Origin of the sequence: Nocardia miyunensis NBRC 108239 (genome assembly GCF_001613065.1) — a bacterium.
Lineage (GTDB): Bacteria > Actinomycetota > Actinomycetes > Mycobacteriales > Mycobacteriaceae > Nocardia > Nocardia miyunensis.
On record NZ_BDBQ01000049.1, the window covers coordinates 1 to 18,517 of the forward strand.

The 18,517-nt window shown below is 65.6% G+C and carries 25 protein-coding genes; 20 read left to right on the plus strand and 5 right to left on the minus strand.

Annotated elements, in window-relative coordinates:
• On the minus strand, positions 1–2,364 hold a 2,364-nt coding region (gene rpoB, locus NM2_RS21435; protein WP_067671865.1), incomplete at its 3' end, for a DNA-directed RNA polymerase subunit beta.
• A 299-nt stretch (positions 2,365–2,663) separates the two neighbouring features.
• Positions 2,664–3,584: a slipin family protein gene (locus tag NM2_RS21440; RefSeq protein WP_067671654.1), complete on the minus strand. Its 921-nt coding sequence runs from the start codon at positions 3,582–3,584 to the stop codon at positions 2,664–2,666.
• Between the two features lie 158 nt (positions 3,585–3,742).
• Here NM2_RS21440 and NM2_RS21445 point away from each other — a divergent pair, with 158 nt between their 5' ends.
• Complete coding sequence (locus NM2_RS21445) at positions 3,743–4,738, plus strand: D-alanyl-D-alanine carboxypeptidase family protein (protein ID WP_245718148.1); 996 nt, start codon at positions 3,743–3,745, stop codon at positions 4,736–4,738.
• On the opposite strand, the gene NM2_RS21450 is transcribed toward NM2_RS21445, so the two are convergent.
• On the minus strand, positions 4,722–5,240 hold the full coding sequence (locus NM2_RS21450) for an HAD domain-containing protein (RefSeq protein ID WP_169816215.1): 519 nt from the start codon (positions 5,238–5,240) through the stop codon (positions 4,722–4,724). The two genes, NM2_RS21445 and NM2_RS21450, sit on opposite strands and share 17 nt — an antisense overlap.
• A gap of 81 nt (positions 5,241–5,321) precedes the next feature.
• Here NM2_RS21450 and NM2_RS21455 point away from each other — a divergent pair, with 81 nt between their 5' ends.
• The 3 genes from NM2_RS21455 (at position 5,322) to NM2_RS21465 (ending at position 8,396) form a co-directional block, all read left to right on the plus strand.
• On the plus strand, positions 5,322–6,044 hold the full coding sequence (locus NM2_RS21455; protein ID WP_067671657.1) for a cutinase family protein: 723 nt from the start codon (positions 5,322–5,324) through the stop codon (positions 6,042–6,044).
• A 176-nt stretch (positions 6,045–6,220) separates the two neighbouring features.
• Positions 6,221–7,849, plus strand: a complete 1,629-nt coding sequence (locus NM2_RS21460; RefSeq protein WP_067671660.1) for a CocE/NonD family hydrolase — start codon at positions 6,221–6,223, stop codon at positions 7,847–7,849.
• Between the two features lie 118 nt (positions 7,850–7,967).
• On the plus strand, positions 7,968–8,396 hold the full coding sequence (locus NM2_RS21465) for a VOC family protein (RefSeq protein ID WP_067671663.1): 429 nt from the start codon (positions 7,968–7,970) through the stop codon (positions 8,394–8,396).
• Between the two features lie 185 nt (positions 8,397–8,581).
• Here NM2_RS21465 and NM2_RS21470 read toward each other — a convergent pair whose 3' ends face one another.
• Both NM2_RS21470 and NM2_RS21475 read right to left on the minus strand, forming a co-directional pair.
• Positions 8,582–9,760 (minus strand): tyrosine-type recombinase/integrase, encoded by a 1,179-nt coding sequence (locus NM2_RS21470; RefSeq protein WP_067671666.1) that lies wholly within the window; start codon positions 9,758–9,760, stop codon positions 8,582–8,584.
• Positions 9,761–9,952: 192 nt separating this feature from the next.
• The gene (locus NM2_RS21475) at positions 9,953–10,303 is read right to left on the minus strand and encodes a hypothetical protein (RefSeq protein ID WP_157121217.1); all 351 of its coding nucleotides are present in this window, start codon (positions 10,301–10,303) and stop codon (positions 9,953–9,955) included.
• Positions 10,304–10,550: 247 nt separating this feature from the next.
• Here NM2_RS21475 and NM2_RS53015 point away from each other — a divergent pair, with 247 nt between their 5' ends.
• From NM2_RS53015 to NM2_RS21555, 16 genes are all read left to right on the plus strand, one after another.
• Positions 10,551–10,784: a helix-turn-helix domain-containing protein gene (locus tag NM2_RS53015; protein ID WP_067671672.1), complete on the plus strand. Its 234-nt coding sequence runs from the start codon at positions 10,551–10,553 to the stop codon at positions 10,782–10,784.
• Between the two features lie 77 nt (positions 10,785–10,861).
• Positions 10,862–10,987 (plus strand): hypothetical protein, encoded by a 126-nt coding sequence (locus NM2_RS53020; protein WP_369690328.1) that lies wholly within the window; start codon positions 10,862–10,864, stop codon positions 10,985–10,987.
• 9 nt (positions 10,988–10,996) lie between these two features.
• Positions 10,997–11,218, plus strand: a complete 222-nt coding sequence (locus NM2_RS21490; protein ID WP_067671678.1) for a hypothetical protein — start codon at positions 10,997–10,999, stop codon at positions 11,216–11,218.
• Between the two features lie 234 nt (positions 11,219–11,452).
• Positions 11,453–11,665, plus strand: coding sequence for a helix-turn-helix transcriptional regulator (locus tag NM2_RS49185; protein ID WP_067671681.1), 213 nt, complete (start codon positions 11,453–11,455; stop codon positions 11,663–11,665).
• Positions 11,662–12,213: a hypothetical protein gene (locus NM2_RS21500; protein WP_067671684.1), complete on the plus strand. Its 552-nt coding sequence runs from the start codon at positions 11,662–11,664 to the stop codon at positions 12,211–12,213. Before NM2_RS49185 ends, NM2_RS21500 begins: the two co-directional genes overlap by 4 nt.
• Complete coding sequence (locus NM2_RS50940; protein ID WP_067671687.1) at positions 12,210–12,893, plus strand: ERF family protein; 684 nt, start codon at positions 12,210–12,212, stop codon at positions 12,891–12,893. Before NM2_RS21500 ends, NM2_RS50940 begins: the two co-directional genes overlap by 4 nt.
• Positions 12,877–13,254: a hypothetical protein gene (locus NM2_RS21510; protein ID WP_067671690.1), complete on the plus strand. Its 378-nt coding sequence runs from the start codon at positions 12,877–12,879 to the stop codon at positions 13,252–13,254. The genes NM2_RS50940 and NM2_RS21510 overlap by 17 nt, the downstream gene beginning before the upstream one ends.
• On the plus strand, positions 13,251–13,574 hold the full coding sequence (locus NM2_RS21515; RefSeq protein WP_067671693.1) for an HNH endonuclease: 324 nt from the start codon (positions 13,251–13,253) through the stop codon (positions 13,572–13,574). The genes NM2_RS21510 and NM2_RS21515 overlap by 4 nt, the downstream gene beginning before the upstream one ends.
• A 106-nt stretch (positions 13,575–13,680) precedes the next feature.
• Entirely contained in the window at positions 13,681–14,607 is a 927-nt protein-coding gene (locus NM2_RS21520; protein WP_067671696.1) for a helix-turn-helix domain-containing protein, read from the plus strand.
• Positions 14,604–14,915, plus strand: coding sequence for a hypothetical protein (locus tag NM2_RS21525; RefSeq protein ID WP_067671699.1), 312 nt, complete (start codon positions 14,604–14,606; stop codon positions 14,913–14,915). The genes NM2_RS21520 and NM2_RS21525 overlap by 4 nt, the downstream gene beginning before the upstream one ends.
• A 47-nt stretch (positions 14,916–14,962) precedes the next feature.
• The gene (locus NM2_RS21530; protein ID WP_169816216.1) at positions 14,963–15,475 is read left to right on the plus strand and encodes a helix-turn-helix domain-containing protein; all 513 of its coding nucleotides are present in this window, start codon (positions 14,963–14,965) and stop codon (positions 15,473–15,475) included.
• A gap of 2 nt (positions 15,476–15,477) precedes the next feature.
• A complete protein-coding gene (locus tag NM2_RS21535) occupies positions 15,478–16,242 on the plus strand; it encodes a hypothetical protein (protein ID WP_157121219.1) in 765 nt (254 codons plus the stop codon).
• A gap of 83 nt (positions 16,243–16,325) precedes the next feature.
• On the plus strand, positions 16,326–16,526 hold the full coding sequence (locus NM2_RS21540; RefSeq protein ID WP_067671708.1) for a hypothetical protein: 201 nt from the start codon (positions 16,326–16,328) through the stop codon (positions 16,524–16,526).
• 120 nt (positions 16,527–16,646) lie between these two features.
• Positions 16,647–17,141: a hypothetical protein gene (locus NM2_RS21545; protein ID WP_067671711.1), complete on the plus strand. Its 495-nt coding sequence runs from the start codon at positions 16,647–16,649 to the stop codon at positions 17,139–17,141.
• Positions 17,142–17,260: 119 nt separating this feature from the next.
• Entirely contained in the window at positions 17,261–17,629 is a 369-nt protein-coding gene (locus NM2_RS21550) for a YfdP family phage-associated protein (protein WP_245718150.1), read from the plus strand.
• Positions 17,626–18,474, plus strand: coding sequence for a DUF2303 family protein (locus NM2_RS21555; RefSeq protein WP_067671714.1), 849 nt, complete (start codon positions 17,626–17,628; stop codon positions 18,472–18,474). The genes NM2_RS21550 and NM2_RS21555 overlap by 4 nt, the downstream gene beginning before the upstream one ends.
• Positions 18,475–18,517 lie beyond the last annotated feature (43 nt).

Genomic DNA, 18,517 nt, shown 5'->3' on the forward strand with positions numbered 1-18,517 from the left:
ATCACGAACCTCCGCACCGATACGCACGATGCCACGCTCATCCAGATCGGCCAGAACCTCCTCCGAGATATTCGGGATATCGCGGGTGATCTCCTCGGCACCGAGCTTGGTGTCGCGAGCATCGACTTCGTGCTCCTCGATGTGGATCGAGGTCAGGACGTCCTCTTCCACGAGGCGCTGCGAGAGAATGATCGCGTCCTCGTAGTTGTAACCCTCCCAAGGCATCACCGCGACCAGCAGGTTCTTACCGAGCGCCATCTCACCGTTCTCGGTACTGGGCCCGTCGGCGAGCACCTGGCCCTGCTCCACCCGCTGATCCTCGTCCACGATCGGACGCTGATTCGCGCAGGTGCCCTGATTCGTCCGGCTGAACTTGTGCATCCGATACGAACGCCGGGTGCCGTCGTCGTGCATGACGGTGACGAAATCGGCCGAAACCTCTTCCACCACACCGGGTTTCTCGTTCACCACGACATCGCCGGCATCGATCGCCGCACGCAGCTCCATACCGGTGCCGACCAGCGGCGCCTCCGAACGAATCAGCGGCACAGCCTGTTTCTGCATATTCGCGCCCATCAGCGCGCGGTTCGCGTCGTCGTGCTCGAGGAACGGGATCATCGCCGTGGCGACCGACACCATCTGGCGCGGTGAGACATCCATATAGTCGGCCAACACCGGATCCACCAGCTCGACCTCGGAATCCTTGCGGCGCACCGCGACTCGCGACGAAATGAAACGGCCGTCGGCATCGAGCGGCTCGTTCGCCTGCGCGACGATATGCCTGTCCTCCTGATCGGCGGACAGGTAATCGATCTGCTCGGTCACCCTGCCGTCGACGACCCTGCGATACGGCGTCTCGATGAACCCGAACGGATTGACCCGCGCGTACACCGACAGATAGCCGATCAGACCGATATTCGGGCCCTCGGGCGTCTCGATCGGGCACATCCGGCCGTAGTGGCTGTAGTGCACGTCGCGAACCTCGAGACCGGCACGTTCGCGGGTCAGACCGCCCGGACCCAACGCCGACAGGCGACGTTTCTGGGTCAGGCTGGCGAGCGGATTGCGCTCGTCCAGGAACGTCGAGGACTGCGAGGTGCCGAAGAACTCCCGGATCGCAGCCACGACCGGACGGATGTTCATCAGCGTCTGCGGGGTTATCGCCTCGACGTCCTGTGTGGTCATGCGCTCGCGCACCACGCGTTCCATCCGGGACAGACCGAGGCGCACCTGGTTCTGGATCAGCTCACCGATGGTCCGCAACCGCCGATTGCCGAAATGGTCGATATCGTCGACCTCGATCGGCACCTCCTCCCCACCGGGCGCGGTCATCGCCCTATCGCCCGCGTGCAGACGCAGCAGATATTCGATGATCGCGGCGATGTCCTGCTCGGTGAGCACCCGATCGGCGGGATCGGCCGGCTGGATGCCGAGTTTCCTGGTGATCTTGTGCCGGCCGACGCGAGCCAGGTCGTACCGCTTGTCTTTGAAGAACAGATTCTCCAGCAGGACCTGCGCGGACTCCTTCGTGGGCGGCTCACCCGGGCGCAGCTTGCGGTGGATGTCCAGCAGCGCCTCGTCGGTGCCCGCCGTATTGTCCTTCTCCAGCGAGGTCATCATGATCTCGGAGAAGCCGAAACGCTCGGTGATCCGCTCGGCGCTCCAGCCGAGCGCCTTGAGCAGCACCGTCACCGGTTGACGGCGTTTGCGGTCGATGCGCACCCCGATGGTGTCGCGTTTGTCGATATCGAATTCCAGCCACGCGCCGCGGCTCGGGATGACGCGGGCACTGTGCAGCGTCTTCTCGGTGGTCTTGTCGACGGACTCGTCGAAGTACACACCGGGCGAACGCACCAGCTGCGAGACGATCACCCGCTCGGTTCCGTTGACGACGAAAGTGCCGCGATCGGTCATCATCGGGAAATCACCCATGAAAACCGTTTGGGACTTGATCTCACCGGTGTTGTTGTTGATGAACTCCGCGGTGACGAACAACGGGGCCGAGTAGGTCAGATCCTTGTCTTTACATTCCTCGACCGAGGCTTTGACGTCCTCGAAACGGGGATCGGACAGGGACAGCGACATCGTCGCGGCGAAGTCCTCGATCGGGCTGAGCTCCTCGAGCGCCTCCTCCAGGCCGCCCAGGACCGGATCACCCGCGGCGCCGGCCCGTTCCCGCCACGACCGCCCACCGATCAGCCAGTCGAACGACTCGGTCTGAACGGCCAGCAGATCCGGAATCGCCAGGGGTTCACGGAGTTTGGCGAACGAAACCCGCTCGGGCGCACCCGGAATGCGGGCAGCCGGCCCTGCGGTATCGACCTCGGTCTGACTCGAGACTGCCAAGATACGTCCTTCCAGCACCTCGCGACGACACGCCTGCACGCGAGCGTCGCGGTAGTAGCCGTCCTGTGGGTTGCATTCCTCATGGCGCACCGTGCCGGATACCGACCTAACCTGACTCGACACCAACAGGCGGAAAGCGACACGCAGACAGCGCCACTTTCCGCAGTTAATTCACTTTCGAGAGCTGGACAGTATGCGCCCCGGCGCGAAGTCCAAAATTACACCCGAATCGACGAGATGTCGAGGGCAGAAACATACAGACACCACAATCCGTGTGCCTTTCCCCTTTCAATAGTGACACCCGGAGAGACGCCGCGTCAAGAAGATTCGGATTTATTTCCCAAACGAGGTTGCGGTATCTCGACGGACTCGGCGGCGGACCGTGATTCCAGGGCCGGAGAATCCCGGTCGGCCGCATCGTCCTGCGCCGCGGCCGGTTGCGGCTCGGCGGCCTCGGACTCCGCGGTTTCCTGCCCCGGCGTCGAACGTTCCAGGAAACGCAGCAGCTCGACCGGGAAGGGCAGCACCAGCGTCGAATTCTTCTCCGCCGCAACCTCTACCACCGTCTGCAGCAGTCGCAGTTGTAACGCCGCGGGGGCGGCCGCCATCGTCCGGCCCGCGTCGGCCAGCTTCTGCGACGCCTGCAGTTCGCCTTCCGCGGTGATGACGCGGGCCCGGCGTTCGCGTTCGGCCTCGGCCTGACGGGACATCGAGCGTTTCATCGATTCGGGCAGGGCGACATCCTTGATCTCCACCCGATCGATGTGCACGCCCCAGGACAGCGCCGGGCTGTCGATCATGAGCTCGAGACCTCGATTGAGGTGCTCCCGGTTGGACAGTAGATCGTCCAGATCGCTCTTGCCGATGATCGACCGCAGCGAGGTCTGCGCCACCTGCGCGATGGCGAACAGGTAGTCCTGCACGTCCACCACGGCCTGCACCGGATCCATCACCCGGAAATACACCACCGCGTCCACCCGGACGGTGACGTTGTCGCGGGTGATGCCCTCCTGCCCCGGCACCGGCATGGTGACGATCTGCACTGGCACCTTGCGCATCCGATCGACCATCGGAATCAGCACCCGCAACCCGGGCTCGCGCACCTCACGCACCCGCCCGAACCGGAACACCACCCCCCGCTCGAACTGCTCGACCACCCGCAGACTCGCACCGAACGCGATCCCGGTCAGCACCACTCCCGCCCCCACCACGAAGCCGAAGATGCCCAAGATATCCATATCGCACCGCCACGCGAATCGCCCGGCACACGGAAAACCGGGCCCTGCATCGATCATGGCACCGGCACGGCGCGCTTGCGAGCATGATGTGCGGGCGCATCGAGCGTGCTGTCGCATCCAGTCACACCGAAAAGCCTTGTGGCAACACACTGCCGGACGTGCTCGCCGAACGCGAATACGCCACCGGAAGCCACGTCCGGGAAATCCCGCTCACCGGCCGTATCGAACGGCAGAATATGGCGATGCGATCATTTGCCCGCGTGATGCTTGCCGCCGCCTCCGGATTGCTCCTCGTGACGCCCGGCCCCGCCGTGGCCGCCCCCGCCGGGAATGTCTCGCACACCCGGGTGCCCACCCTTTCCGCCGAGCCGGACGGTGTGCGAGCCCCGTTCGCCGAACTCGCCGACGGGAACACCGGCGCGGTGCGCTGGTCGCGGCAGCCGAACACCCGGGCCCCGATGGGCAGCATCACCAAGGTGATGACCGCGCTGGTCGTCCTCGAGGCAGGCGACCTGGACCGGGCCGTCACCGTGCCGCGGGCGATCATCGCCTACGACCGCAAGTACGACGGCAGCACCGCGGGCCTGGTCCCCGGCGAGGTGCTCACTGCCAGACAATTGCTGTACGCCATGATGCTCCCCTCCGGCTGCGATGCCGCCTACGCCCTGGCCGAGTCGTACGGCCCGGGCCAGGCCGCCTTCATCGCCGAGATGAACGCCACCGCGGCGCGCCTGGGCCTGGCGAACACCCATTTCACCGACCCCAGCGGCCTGCCCGCACCCACCGGCTACTCCACCTATTCCACCCCGGCGGACCTGGTGAAGCTCGGCCTGCGCGCCATGTCCCAGCCGGTATTCCGCGACATCGTCAAAACGCAGACCTACCACCAGCCCGCCGGTCCCGCCAACCGCGACCACGTCTGGCGCACAACGAATCCGCTGCTGCGCGACTACCCCGGCACCGTCGGCATCAAGACCGGCTCCACCGACGCCGCGGGCACCTGCCTGCTGTTCGAAACCGTCCGTGCGGGCCAACCCCTCATCGGCGTCGTCCTGCACAGCTCCCCCACCAGCGACGCCGCGGCCGAGGCCGACGCCCGGCACATGCTCGACTGGGGCTTCGGCCCGATCCTGAGCCTCATCCCGATCCCCTGACGCCCCGAAGCCATTCGGCGATGGCGGCGAAGTCGGCATCCAGCAGCCCGGCCGCGCCGTCGACCCGATGGAGCAGCGCCCGGCCGGGATGATTACCGCGAACCCATATTTCGTCGTGGTGCCTGATCTCGTCATCGATCCAGATGAACGGACGACCGGCGGCCAGCTCTACCAAAGTCCTTGTCTTCCAATGCAACCCGTCATCGTAATAGTCTCCTTCGGGATATTCCGGCAAGGTCACCACCGGCAACCGCGGCAGTCCGAGAATCGGCGAGATGACCAGATTCGCATCCTCGGCCCACCCGGTAGCCCAGATCAATTCACACCCCAACGCCAATATTCGCTCCCCGAGGATGCGGCTGACCCGAGACAGCGCAGGGTTGTCCGGTCGCTGCCACGCTGACCAATCCACCTGTACCGCAGTCGAATCGGCCGCACCGTAGGGAAGCACCGTTCCGTCGACGTCCAGGAACAGCAACGCTCGATTCACGCCGATGGCCACCAGACCAGTCTGCGGCCACCCAGGCCGCAGCGGAAGCCGACGAGGTCGTTCACCGTCGGCACGCTGATGTACCCTTCCGAAATGGGGCCACGGTGGTTGGTTCGTTTCATGTGCGCCGCGACACTCGCGGCCGCCGTCTCGGTGGCCATGCCCGCACGGCAAGCGTCCGCGGTGGCGTGCCCCGACGTCGAGGTGGTCTTCGCCAGGGGCACCGCCGACCTCCCACCGGATTTCGGCGCGGTCGGAGTCTCGTTCATCGCCGCGCTGCGCGCCCGGGTCCCGGGGCGGTCGATCGCCGCCTACCCGGTCGACTATCCGGCGAGCAGCAACTTCAGCGATCGGCCGGCCTTCGTGCGGACGGTTGTGGACGGTATCCGAAATGCGCAGGGGCACATGGAGTCGACGGCCGCGAATTGCCCACGGACGCGGATCGTGCTCGGCGGCTATTCGCAAGGTGCGGTCGTCTCCGGTTTCGCCACGATGGCGAGCCTGCCCGCGGGCATACCGTCCCAGTTCGCCCGATACGAGTCGAACATGCCCGCGCCGATGCCGCCCGAGATCGCCGGGCACATCGCGGCGGTCGTGTTGTTCGGCAAGCCCTCGGACCGATTCATGCGGGACGTGGGCGCGCCGCCCATCGTCGTCGGCCCGCTCTATGCCGGGAAGACCGCCGAATACTGCGTCCCCGGCGACACGGTGTGCGACGGCTCCCCATTCCCCGGCCAGCCCAATGCGTTACACGCGCTCTACAGCGTCAACGGCATGACTCCGGCCGCGGCGGGTTTCGTGGCGAGCCGACTCTGACCGCACCCTTCCCCGGGGAGAGGTTCCTTCGCGACCGATTCGACATGTTTGCTGGATAGTTGCCATGTATCATGGTCGATCAGCGGGGGTGTGGGGTCTGGTCCCCCCGCGATTTCTACCTTTCGTCGTGAATCAGTTCTGCCGCAACGGGATACCAGGATCGAAAGGGGAAGTTCATGTCCACAGCTCGCCCGGATCAGTTCCGCCTGCTTTCTCCCGATCAGGAAGCCGACGCGCTCGCGGTGGCGAATGATCTGCTCACTGGTGACACCACCAGAGTTCCCGCCTATCTGGCCGAGGACATCGCCGCCGTCCGCACCGGAGCCCGGTTCCAACAGGTGCAGATACCCGGTGACGAAGGCGTTCTACTCGATGCCCTGGCCGCCTGGCCGTCCACCGGTGGCCCGCATCCGCTGATCGTGCTGCCCGCCGGTCTGGATCCGACAGGCTGGAAGATGTACTCCGGGGCGATCGTCAGGCTGCTCATGCGCCGCTATGCCGTGGTCGCCTACACCGAACGCGGCTTGCCCGGTTCCGACGGCGAGCTGACCGTGGCCGGGCCCGAAGACGTCAAGGACGCCAGGCGGGTGATCGACTGGGCGCTGGCGAACCCGGACCTCGGCGCGGACCCGGACCGGATCGGCATGGCCGGGATCTCCTACGGCTCGGGCATCAGCCAACTGGTCGCCCAGGCCGACCAGCGGGTCAAAGCCGTTGTCGCCCTGAGTACCTGGGCGGACCTGGGGCAAGCGCTCTACGACAACCGCACCCGCCACATCATGGCCGCGGAAGCACTGGGCGCCATCAGCGAGCACCCCAGTGCCGAACTGGAGAAGGTTCTCCAGGACTTCCGCGCCAACAGCAACATCGACGGGGTACTGAAATACGCGGAACTACGATCCCCGGCACACATCCCGGCCATCGAGCGCCGCCCGGTACCCACCTTCCTCACCAGCTACTGGCACGAAACCATCTTCCCCCAGAACCAGCTGCTGAACTACTTCGCCGAACTCCCCGGACCCAAGCGCCTGGACCTGGCGATCGGCGATCACGGCTCGGTGGAGATCCCGGGAGTGCTGTTCGGCATACCCACCCGCACCACCGAGGCCGCCTACGACTGGCTCGACCACTTCGTGTGCGGCGTGGACAACGGCATCGACGCCGACGGCGCCGTACATGCCGAGACCATGCACAACTTCACCATGACCAGCTTCCCCGACCTGGCGTCCTGGGCCGCACCGGCGCGCACCTTCCACCTCGCCGCACCCAACGGTGAATCCCCCGACGGCACACTGGTTCCCGAACCGCCGAAGAACTTCCGGCAGACGATCAGGACAGGCGATCCGCGCGTGCGCGCCGTGAACCAACTGATCATCGACGGCTTCCGGGAACGGCTCCTGATACCCGTGCGCCAGAAACTGGCCGACGTCGACCGATCCACGGCCGCGGTGTGGGCAACCGGTCCATTTCCGGAACCTCACCACATCACCGGCATCCCACGGGTCCACCTGACCGTGACGCCGTCGGCCAACGCCGCCACCGTCGTCGCCTACCTCTTCGACTCGAGCCCCACGGGCAATATGCAGATCATCACGCACGCCGCGCTGACCATCAACAACCCCGACCCGGCGCACCCCACCCCGATCGAACTGCGCCTGCAAGCCACCGACTACCGGATCCAGAAGGAGCACAGACTCACCCTCATCCTCGCCGCCGAGGATCCCCTCTACGCCGGGGAATCCGTGCCCAACAGCACGATCACCCTCACCGAACCGGCCAACCTCGACATCCCCATGGCCCCCTGAGCCCCGGCAGCCCGACGACGCCGGAGACCCTCGGGGTCTCCGGCGTTCGGCACGGTCCTGCCGCTGACCGCGCGAGATCGCTTACCGTGAGCGCACCCGAAGCCGAGAGGACCTCGAAATGATCGACCACGTCTACATCTCGGTGAGTGACATCGACCGGTCACGCGCCTTCTATGTCGCTGCGCTGCAACCGCTCGGATGGAAAGAACTCGGTGCCTACGACTCGAGCACGGGCCCGGCGAACGTCCCCGATCTGTTCGGGCTCGGTGATCGATCCTATGGGTCGGGCGAGATCGCCGGCGCCAGCATCTGGCTGCGTCAGCGCCGACCGGGTGAGACCGGGCTCTATCTCGGTCTCGTCGCCGACAGCCCGGCCGAAGTCGACGCCGCCTATGCCGCCGCGCTGGCCGCCGGCGGGCGGGACGACGGCGGGGCGGGCCCGCGGCCGCACTTCGGCCCCGGTTACTACGCCGCGAACGTCACCGACTTCGATGGGAACCGACTCGAGTTCGTCAACAAGAGCTGGAACCCGAAGCGTCCGGCCTGAGCTGTCGCGGTGGGACGAGGCGACGGTTCACGGAACGACGACCCGCACCAGCCCCGGTGAGCCCCAAGCACTTCCGTGTGGCAGGAAAGGGGACGAGTCGGTCTATAAGCCGGATTCAGGGTCGAATATATCCTGACCTGCCACTCAACCCCCATTTGTCCCGTGACTGTCCCGTGACAGCTCGGTCACTCCTTCGCAGCGGCCTTGCGCGCCTTCCGTTTCAGACCCTCATCCACGATCGTATTCGTCTTGGCAGCATTGCCCGGCCACAGGCGCGCGTAGCGCGTCAAGGTCTCTTCCGCACTCGCGTGCCCCATCCGCTCCATCACCACGCGCACGTCCTCGCCCCCATAGATCAGCAGACTGGCGTAGTAGTGGCGCAACTCGTGGAACCGAAGATTCGGCAGACCCCCCGCCGTGCGTATCCGGTCCCATCTCCACCCGAAAGTCGAACGCCGCCAAGCCAATCCAGACGGGTCACGAAATAATGTCTCGCTCGTCGACTGCACCGGGAACGCCTTCAGGTGCCGATCAATGGCCGCCTGCACCTCAGTCCCGATCGGTATCCGGCGCCGAGCCTTCTTCGTCTTCAACGGCCCGAACTTCCGCACCGACGCGCCCATGATCATCTGCTCGGTGACATGGATCTCCCCGTCACGAATGTTCTTCACCCGCAAGCCCATCAGCTCACCGCGCCGCATACCGGTGCCGGCCGCGACGATGATGACTTCGCGCAGGATGTTGTAGGAGTCGTTCGAGGCGACATCGTAGAGACGCCAGAGGTCTTCGTCTGTGGGGAGGGCGTCGGGATCCACGGGCGCGACTTCCACCTCACGCATGGGTGGTTTGACGCCTTTCATCGGATTCTTCGGAATCAGGCTCGCGTCCACTGCGGCAGTGAGGATGGTGGCGAGCATGTTCCGGCGGGTGCTGGCGGTGGAGACGGCCAGGGGGCCGTCTGCCCATTCCCGATCGTTCACCAGGTCGTGAACCCAGCTCTCGAGCATCTCTTTCGTCAGGTCCAGCAGTTTCGTGTCTCCGAGCCAGCTGTCCTTGATATCGACGTTCACCAGGGCGTTGTAGCCCCACATCGTGCCGTCCGCGACACCTACTCGTTTAGCTGTCCAGCGTTCGGCGAATTCGCTGAGTGTGGTGGAGTCGTTGGGGTTGACCCATCGCCGCTCGCGTATCGCTGAATCTTGCTGGTTGCGAAAGTATTCTGCGGTTCCCGGCTCGTTCACCGATCCGAGTTTGCGGAACGATTTGGAGTGTTCCTCGCCGTCTGGACCGATGTACCTAACCACGTAGCGGGTGGTCTTCTTGCCGGATTGCGCTGTGCGGGTCTTCTTCTGAATGTGACTCACGGGGCGGCCTACGTGATGATCATGGCGTCGACGACGTTCACCAACGCGGCGACACAGTGAGACGGGAGGGCTTGGGCACGTTCGGGGATGAGGTCGACAAGGCTGGACTGTGAATCGACTTGCAGACCAAGTGGCGTAGGGGTTTTTCGTCCGGACGGATATGCGCGCTCTTTCTGTATCCGGCTGTCACTCTTACTCATTGACGGGCCCCTGCAGCGTGAGCATGGCGTCCACGGTGGAGAGTACGGCCGCAACGCATTGCGGGGGTAGGTCGCGGGCGCGGTCGGGGATGAGGTCCACGAGGGTCGGACGGGTCTCCACTTCCAGGCCCAGCGATTCGGCGACTGCGAGAAGGACGGTGCGTTGGGGCACATGTAACGCCTGGGCGATCGCGGCGATAGACGCAGGGTCGGGGAACGCCAATAACGGTTTCGTTGCGATCTGTTGCCAGCGGGCTGCTCCTAGCTTGCCGCCTGTATCACGGGCGAGCGCCACATAGGAGCGTCCGCCTTTTGTCGTGCGGATTAACTCATCGAGCTTCAACAACCGCTCCGTTCTAATGCTGCTGGTAGGTGCCTACCATCCGGTTTTGCGCCACGTATCGGCACCTACCTGCTATCCGTCACACTAGCCGGATTATCAACGGTTATAAACTGCCTACCGACAGTTTGCCGATCCTGTACCAGCAGTTGACCTTTCCACTCGGAACGGGATAAATTCCACGGAAAGATGCCCTTTAATAGCGGAAGGTCATCGGACACAACGGAACGCGTGAGGGGAGGCAGGGTCGATGAGGCTGCGCTCACCGGAGACCCTCCGAGCATTGATGCACCAATCCGGTCTCTCGACCCGCGAGCTAGCGACGGCCGCGCAATGCCATAACAGCTTCATCGATCATTTGCTGCACGGCCGCCGGGACAGCTGCGCGTCACCGTTGGCGACGAAACTTGCTGAGGCCGTGGATGTCCCGGTCTCGGTGTTGTTCGCGGAGGAGGCGGACAAGATGGTCAGGAGCGGAAATTGACTGCGGCGGTGGCGAAGTGGATGACTCCGGCCGAAGTGGCTGCGGCGTGGCGGATCACGCCGAGGGAGGTGCAGCGGATGGCATCGCGCGGGGAGATCGCGCATATGCGGATCGGGAAGCGGATCCGGATCTCAGCGGACACGATGGAGTCGTACGAGCGGACGCATATGCGGAGGGCGCGGTCGCGGCTGCCGGGGCTGTAACCTCCGTGCATGGGTTTACCGCAGGGGCAGCAGAAGATCCTGGACGAGATCGCGGATGTGGTTCGTCAGCAGAAGGCCCTGAAGGACAAGCGCGATGCCCTGATCCTGAAGGCCGTGGAGGCAAAGATCCCTCGGGTAAGGATCGCTGAGACCGCGGAATTGTCTGAGCCGATGATCTACAAGATTCGCAGGGATGAACTGGAGAAACGCGACTCCGGACTTGCAGAGTAGCTATAATCAGTTATAGTTGTGAAGGGCTGGAGGACACCACTCCACCAGCCTCATCACGTAACCAAATTGCTGATGCGGAAGACGGGAAATCGGCCGCACCGGCGCTAGTCAGGCTATCAACGTGCCTACCGTGGGCGCAACACCACCGCCCTGGTCACGCAAGCACCGATAGGTCCACTGCCTACCGCCAGTAGGTCCGCGCTGCCCTCTTCCCATCTGGGAAGGGATAATTTCATGAAGTGGCTGACCAGCAAAGAAACTGCTGGGCGGATGGGTATCCACCCGATGACGCTGGCACGCTGGCGCACCGAGGGCAAGGGTCCGAAGTACCAGAAACTCGGGAACGCGAAGGCCAGCAGGGTCCGGTATCTCGAGAACGAGGTTGACCGGTATCTGCGCAACCCTGACGCGTATGGCTCGCCCAAGCCACAGGTGGAGGCGTCGTGAACTCCCCTGCGACGCCGGAAGATCTGGACATGCTGGTGGTGCGGGCCGCTGTGCTGCACGAACTTCATCGTGAGGTCGACGCCGAGAAGTCGAGGGTCAAAGCCGAACTGTCGCTGGCGATGTCGCGCGGTTCGAAGCTCACCGGCCACGACCCACGTACCGGTCGCTCGCTCGGCTCGGTGAGCAAGTCCGACCCCGATCCCATTGCGCGGGTGAACGATCCCGAGGTGTTCGAACAGTGGGTTCGTGAGCAGTACACGGCCCGGCTGGAGAAGCAGTTGGTATTCGGGCCGCCGGAAGAGGTCGCCGCAGTACTGCTCGAGCACGCCCCGCACCTGGTCCACGAGGAGACGGTGATCCCGGACCATGTGCGCACGTCCGCACTCGCTGCCGCGCTGAAAGAGGTTGTGCCGGGTACCAAGCGGGAGACCCCGGGCGCAACCCTGTCGGTGAGCACGACCAAGACCAAGGCCGCCGTGCGGGAAGTGGTGCGCGAGCTGCTGGCCTCCGCGCCGTTCGAACTGCTCGCCCTGGAGGCAAAGGCGTGAGCGACCCGAAACCGACTGCGGCCGAAGCATTGTCCCGGGTGATGGAGGACGTGCAGGCGATCGAGAAGGCCGACCGGAACCAGGACCAGGGGTTCATGTTCCGGGGTATCGACGCGGTGCTCGACAAGGTCGGGCCGGTGCTGCGCAAACACGGCGTCGTGATCATCCCGAAGGCGCTGAACATCACCACCGAGCGGTACGTCACCGGCAGGGGCACCGCGATGCGGAACGCCACAGTCACGATGGGATACACCGTCTACGGCCCGGCCGGGGACACCATCGAGGGCTCGGCGTTCGGCGAGGCCGCCGACAGCGGCGACAAGGCCGTGAGCAAGGCGCAGTCCGTGGCCTACCGCGTGTTCCTGTTACAGGGGCTGACGATCCCCACTCGGCAGGCCGATCCGGACGCAAACTCACACGAGCGGGCCACCTACACCCAGGAGGCCCAGGACGCCCGAGACGACTTGACCGAGGCGTGCCAGGAACTCGGCATCAACCCGCGCCAGGCCATGCGCGACTTCGCGAAAGCCAATGGCGGCCTGGACATCCGCGCCGCCACCGACCCGGGCCCGATCCGCGCGCTCGCCGCGAAGTACCGGGAGCAGAACCCCTTCGCGCCCACCGAACCGACCGACGAACCGACCCAGGAGCAGGGAGCCACCGATGACCAACCCGCGTAAGGCCCGTGAGGTGTGGTCACCGGTCGCCATCGAACACCGGCTGGCCGAACTCGATCACGCCATCACCGCCGGTGTGGACGAGCTGGCCGACGCGTACGAGACGTTCGCGACGCTGAAGAACGAGCTGGAGAAAGCCACCGCCCGCGCGTATCTCGCCTACAAGGGTCCGGCCCACGAGAAGAAGTACGCCGCGATCGTCGCCACCGAGGAGTTGCGGGACCAGCTGACCGTGGCCGACATCGCCTACCACTACGCGAAGACGCGTTCGGAGGCACTGACAAACGGCAACCTGAAGGCCATCCAGTCCATGAGCGCGTCCATCCGATCTCAATACGAGATAGCCGGACGGGGCGCGGCGTGACCACCGCAGTCGAAGGCCGCCGCCTCGTGGAGACACGGTGCGGCGGCCGGTGCGAACGCTGCGGCACCGCCGGGTACACGGTCCACCACCGTCGCAAGCGATCCCAGGGCGGCAGCTGGGACGCGTCGAACCTGCTGGCGCTCTGTGGGTCCGGCACGACCGGATGCCATGGCTGGGTGGAGGCACACCCGAAAGCCGCGCACGAGCAAGGGTTCTGGCTGTACGAAGGCGAACCATCCGACGCCACGGCCGTGCGGCTGTGGGGCCGAGAGGTGCTGCTCGGCAACAACGGCCGCTACCTATCCCCCGCCGACAACTGAACTGACCGCCCCGGGTGCTCACCGCCCCGGGGCGGTTCCAACCGCCCAGAGAGGCAACCCCTCCCATGACCGCTCGACGGATTGAACCGTCACCAGGTGGTGCCCAGTGAGCATCGCAGCGACCACGTGGGCGCTGCACGACGCGCCCACCACCTCAGCACAGGAACTCGTGATCCTGTGGGCGATGGCCGATGTCGCGCACAGCGACGGCACAGCCTCATTCCAGAAGCAAGCCACCCTCGCCAAGTTCGGCCGCTGCGATGAACGCACCGTCCGCCGGCATCTGAAGACGCTGGAGGAGCGCGGCCTGATTCGGCGCGGTGATCAGCGGTTGGTGGCACACCTGCCCGGCGACAAGCGGCCGGTGGTGTGGGACCTGAACATGTCGATGCGGCGTGGGGATGACGAGCCCGAACCTGTGGATAACCCCCGGGCGCGGGCGGACAAATTGTCCCCCCGCGCCCGGACATCTGCGGGGGGACAACCCGAACGGCCGGACACGGATGTCCCCTCGCCGGGGGACACCGGTGACCGGTCGCGGGGGGACACCCGTGTCCGACAGAACCGTCCTGCTGAACCGTCCAATGAACCAAGAGAAGGGGGTTACGTTCCCGACGTACCTCACCAGGCGGCCACATCGGCTGTGGACAACTCCCCCGATGAACTCCCAACCCCGCACTGCCCCAAGCATCCCGGCGGCACCACCGAAGCGTGCGGGGCGTGCGGGGAACGCCGCCGCATCCGCAAGGACCACCAGACGCGCCAGGCCTGCGCCCGCGCCGCGGAGCACCGCGCGGAAGTCGTGGCCCGCAACACCACTGCCGCGCAGCAGATCGCCGCGTGCAACCGATGCGACCGGCACGGGTTCGTCGCGCCCGGTGTGGCCTGTGTGCACGATCCGGCAGTACTCGAGACCGCCCGCCGAGGATCAGCGGCCGTGCGCGCCGTCCTGGCGCAGGTGCAGACCCGCGTAGCCGACCGCAAGGCCGCCACGCCGTCCCTGCCGCCGTTGCCCGGGGCGGTCGCGGCATGAGCGCGGACCAGAGGCCCCTGCCGATCGAACCGCCCGGCAGCTATATCGGCCCGAAAGAGCAGGTGTTCGGCCCCAACGGGTCTCGCACCTGCCAGCTGTGCGACGAGTACGGCTGGGTGCTCGATCCCGAGGACCGGCTGGGGTGGGCGGTGAAGTGCCGCCACGACCCGCACCAGCTGTTGCCGGTCAAACCCGCCGATACCCACGAAGCCGCGCGCATGATGCGCGACGGCCGCCGCCGCGAGGAAGCACAACCTGGGTTCTACCAGCGCGCCGATCCCTCCCGAACCCGTTGGAGCCGTTCATGACCCGCCGCGCCCCAGACCAACAAATGACCCTCCTGGAGGTGAACGTGATGGCCGATGTCGTACCGCTGCACCAACCACGCTGGGAGCCCGACGAGCATCTGACCGAAGCCGCGATAGCGGGCCGCCTACGCCTAGGGGATCTGCCGCGCCCCGAACGGGCCTGGCTCATAGCGCAATTGACCCACGCGGGGCACACCACCGACACCATCGCGGACTGGTTGCGCTGCTCGAGGAGAACCGTCCAGAACGTGCGCTGCGAACCCGTCGCAGTGCTGACGATGCTGCTGCTGGCCGCGCAACGCGCCACCGACCAGGCCGAGCACCGCGCCCGCGCAGCCCAGGTCACCCCGGCCTCCGTGGTGGACCTGGCTCGGGAAGTGGAGCGGCTGAAGACCACCCGGGCCACGCTGATCGACCAGCTGGCCGAGATGCGCCGCCGATGCGACACCCCCTGTCCGCCACAGATCGTGATCATCCACCCGCCGCGCCGCCGAACCCGCCGCGGACCGGAGGTCACGCTGCCGCTGTTCGAGACCGGGGGCACACCGTGCGATATCTGACCGTGGACAGAGGCCCGAGCCGGTTCGTGCCCAAGGGCCGCAAGTACGCCCAGTACGAGCTACGCACCCGATATGCGGGCGCGCCGGGGTATGTGCCGTATGAGCCGATCCGAGACCACATCGAGGAACTCGCCGCGTTGGGGTTGCCGATGGCGTCGATCGCCCGCGACGCGGGATGTCTGCCCAACACCGTCCGCAACATCCGCGCGGGATTGTCTGCGACGGTCCGTATCCGGCAAGCGACCGCGATCAGAGCGGTCACGGTGCATCCGAACGAGCGGCAGCAGATCGTCCTGGCGGTCGGTGCGATGCGCAGGCTACAGGCGTTGCACGCGATCGGCTGGCCCTGGAAGGGAATCGCCGAGTACGCCCCCAATGTAGCGGCGGCGGTGATGTCCCAGATGACCCGGCCGCGGCAGGGCCGCACCGTCATCGCCTGGTGGACGTGGCTCGCGATCCACGATGCCTACGAACAACTTTCCGGCACCCCAGGTGACTCGGACCGAGCTCGCCGCGTCGCGACCGAGCATGGCTGGTGGGCACCGCTGGATTGGGAAGGTCTCGATATCGATGACCCACGGGTAGAACCCTCCGCCGCGCAGGCGCCGAAGACTACGACCCGAGATATCGCAAACGCCCGCCGCCAGCACGTGCGCGCACTGCTGGGCCTGAACCTGACTACGCAGCAGATAGCGGACCGGGTGGGGGTTTCGGAGAGACAGGCGATGCGGTATCTGGCGGAAGTCCGCCGAGAAGATGCCGCGTAACCGAATTTACTTTACACATATTTATGTGTAACATTTCGCCTGTACGACGGACTGAACCGTCACGACCCGGAAGGACCCGGAACATGGAGAACTGGCCGAATCTGAGCGATTGGGCACCACTCGACATCCGACTCGTCAAAGACGGCGGAGGCCAGATAGCAGTCACCGACCTGGACAATAATGTACTGATCGGCCCCTACCCCATGCGCAACCCCAAACGGATGCAACAGCTCACGGACTGGGTACGCGACTACGTGCTCGACAGCGCGCGATCCAACAACTGACGACAACGGCACGCGGCCACGAAGATGCGGTCGCGTGCCGCATTGACCATACACAGAACTACAGGTAATGTGCTGCCTGTCAGACGGATTGAACCGTCACACCGCCGGAAGGAACCGGAAATGAATTCCCCCGATGCGCTTGTGCGCGCAGATCCCCAGATCACAAACCCCGACGTGTACCAAGACGAAGCGCCGGACTACACGCGCCCCGATATCGCTGCCGCCGCCGTCCGCCGCCTCCTCGAATTCGTAGGGGCGTGGGGCGACGGAGTGATCGATGAAGCGGTCGTCGTCCGCCAGCAGACTGCCCCAGATGCGTTGGGCGGCGGCATGATCGAGATGCTCGGCATCCATCGCCTGTACGCCCGCGACATCGAGGGAATCGCCCGCCTGGTGCTCACGCACCTGGAAGCGACCGGCGAGGCCGCGACAGTCCAGTACGGCGTCCAGTGGACTGACCCGCACGGCATCGTCCACGTCGACCCGGCCAGCAGCCGCGACACCGCCATCGATTCGGCGCAATCCCTTCGCGCTGTGCAGGTTCGGCAGAACCGCACCCCCGACGCCCGCGTGAAGGTGTGCGCGGTCGGCCCGTGGCGCAACGCCTCCGACTGATCTGCACCGCACCCGTCGACCATGCGCCCAGCCGGAACCCGGCTGGGCGCACTCGGCAGGAAAGAAGCTCCCAGCCACCAACCCCGCCCAATCCATCCCATCGAACAGGAGCAATCCCGTTGACCGACAACACAACCGACGACCAGGACGCCCGCATGCGGCCGTTCGTGGACTGGCTGACCGAACTGCGCAAGGGCGCAGTGGCCGCCGAGCTGACCCAGAAACTGCATGAGCTGGTCGGTGCGGTCCAGGCCACCGGCAAGGACGGCACTATCCAGCTCACCATCAAGGTCGGCGTCCACAAGAAGACCAATGCCCTGATGGTCGATGACCGCGTGGCCGCGAAAGTGCCTGCGCCGGACCGCAAATCGTCCCTCTACTTCGTGGACAACGACGGCAACTTGGTCCGCAACGACCCGAATCAGCTGTCGTTCTCCAGCATCCGCGCCGTCGATTCCGACCAGACCCGAGAGGCCAAACGCGCATGACCACCCCGACATCCTCCACCGACGCGGCAGCGGTCATCGCCACCGCGCAGGACGTAGCCCGCTACGACCAGGACCTCTACCCCGACACGGACAAGATCCACGTCAACGTGACCCGCGACGGCGAACGCGTCGACGCCAAGTCGTATGAGCTGTACCTCGCCGAGCCCCGCCGACCGCGCGGCGATTCGACCGTCACCGATGTCGACAGCTTCGCGACGATGCTCCGGCAGAGCGACCACCAGGGCGCGTTCATCTTCGCCGACCAGCCGCACGCGACCCTCACCGCGGTCGTGAACTTCGAGAGCTGGCGCGATCACCGCGTGAAGCTGACTCTGGTGCTGTCGGACCAGTTCCAGCGGTGGCAGCTGATGAACGGGCAACTGCTCGGGCAGGAAGGGTTCGCCGAGTTCATCGAGGACAACCTGGCCGACATCACCGACCCGGCCGCCGCCGACATGCTGGAGATGGTCCAGAACATCGTGGCCACCACGAACATGGATTTCCAGTCGGGGTTCCGGATCGACTCGGGCAGCGTGCAATTCATGTTCGTGGAGAACACGGAGGCTCGCGCCGGTCGCGGCGGCGAACTCGAGGTGCCCAAGACATTCGACATCGCCATCCCCGTGTGGCGCGGCGGCCCACTGGTGCCGATGCGGGCGAGTCTGCGATATCGAGTCAACAAGACCGGTCTGCTGCTCGGCTTCAAAATCGCGCAGCTCGAGGAATACCAGCGGCAGGCGTTCGACTCCGCCGTCCACGATCTGATCGACTCCGTCGATCTGGACGAGCTGGGGCACGTACTCGTGAACGGCCCGGCCCCGGCCGCGATCACCCCGCTGTCCTGACCTGTTCTCCGGCGGCCCCTCCTCGTTGGGGCCGCCGGACCAC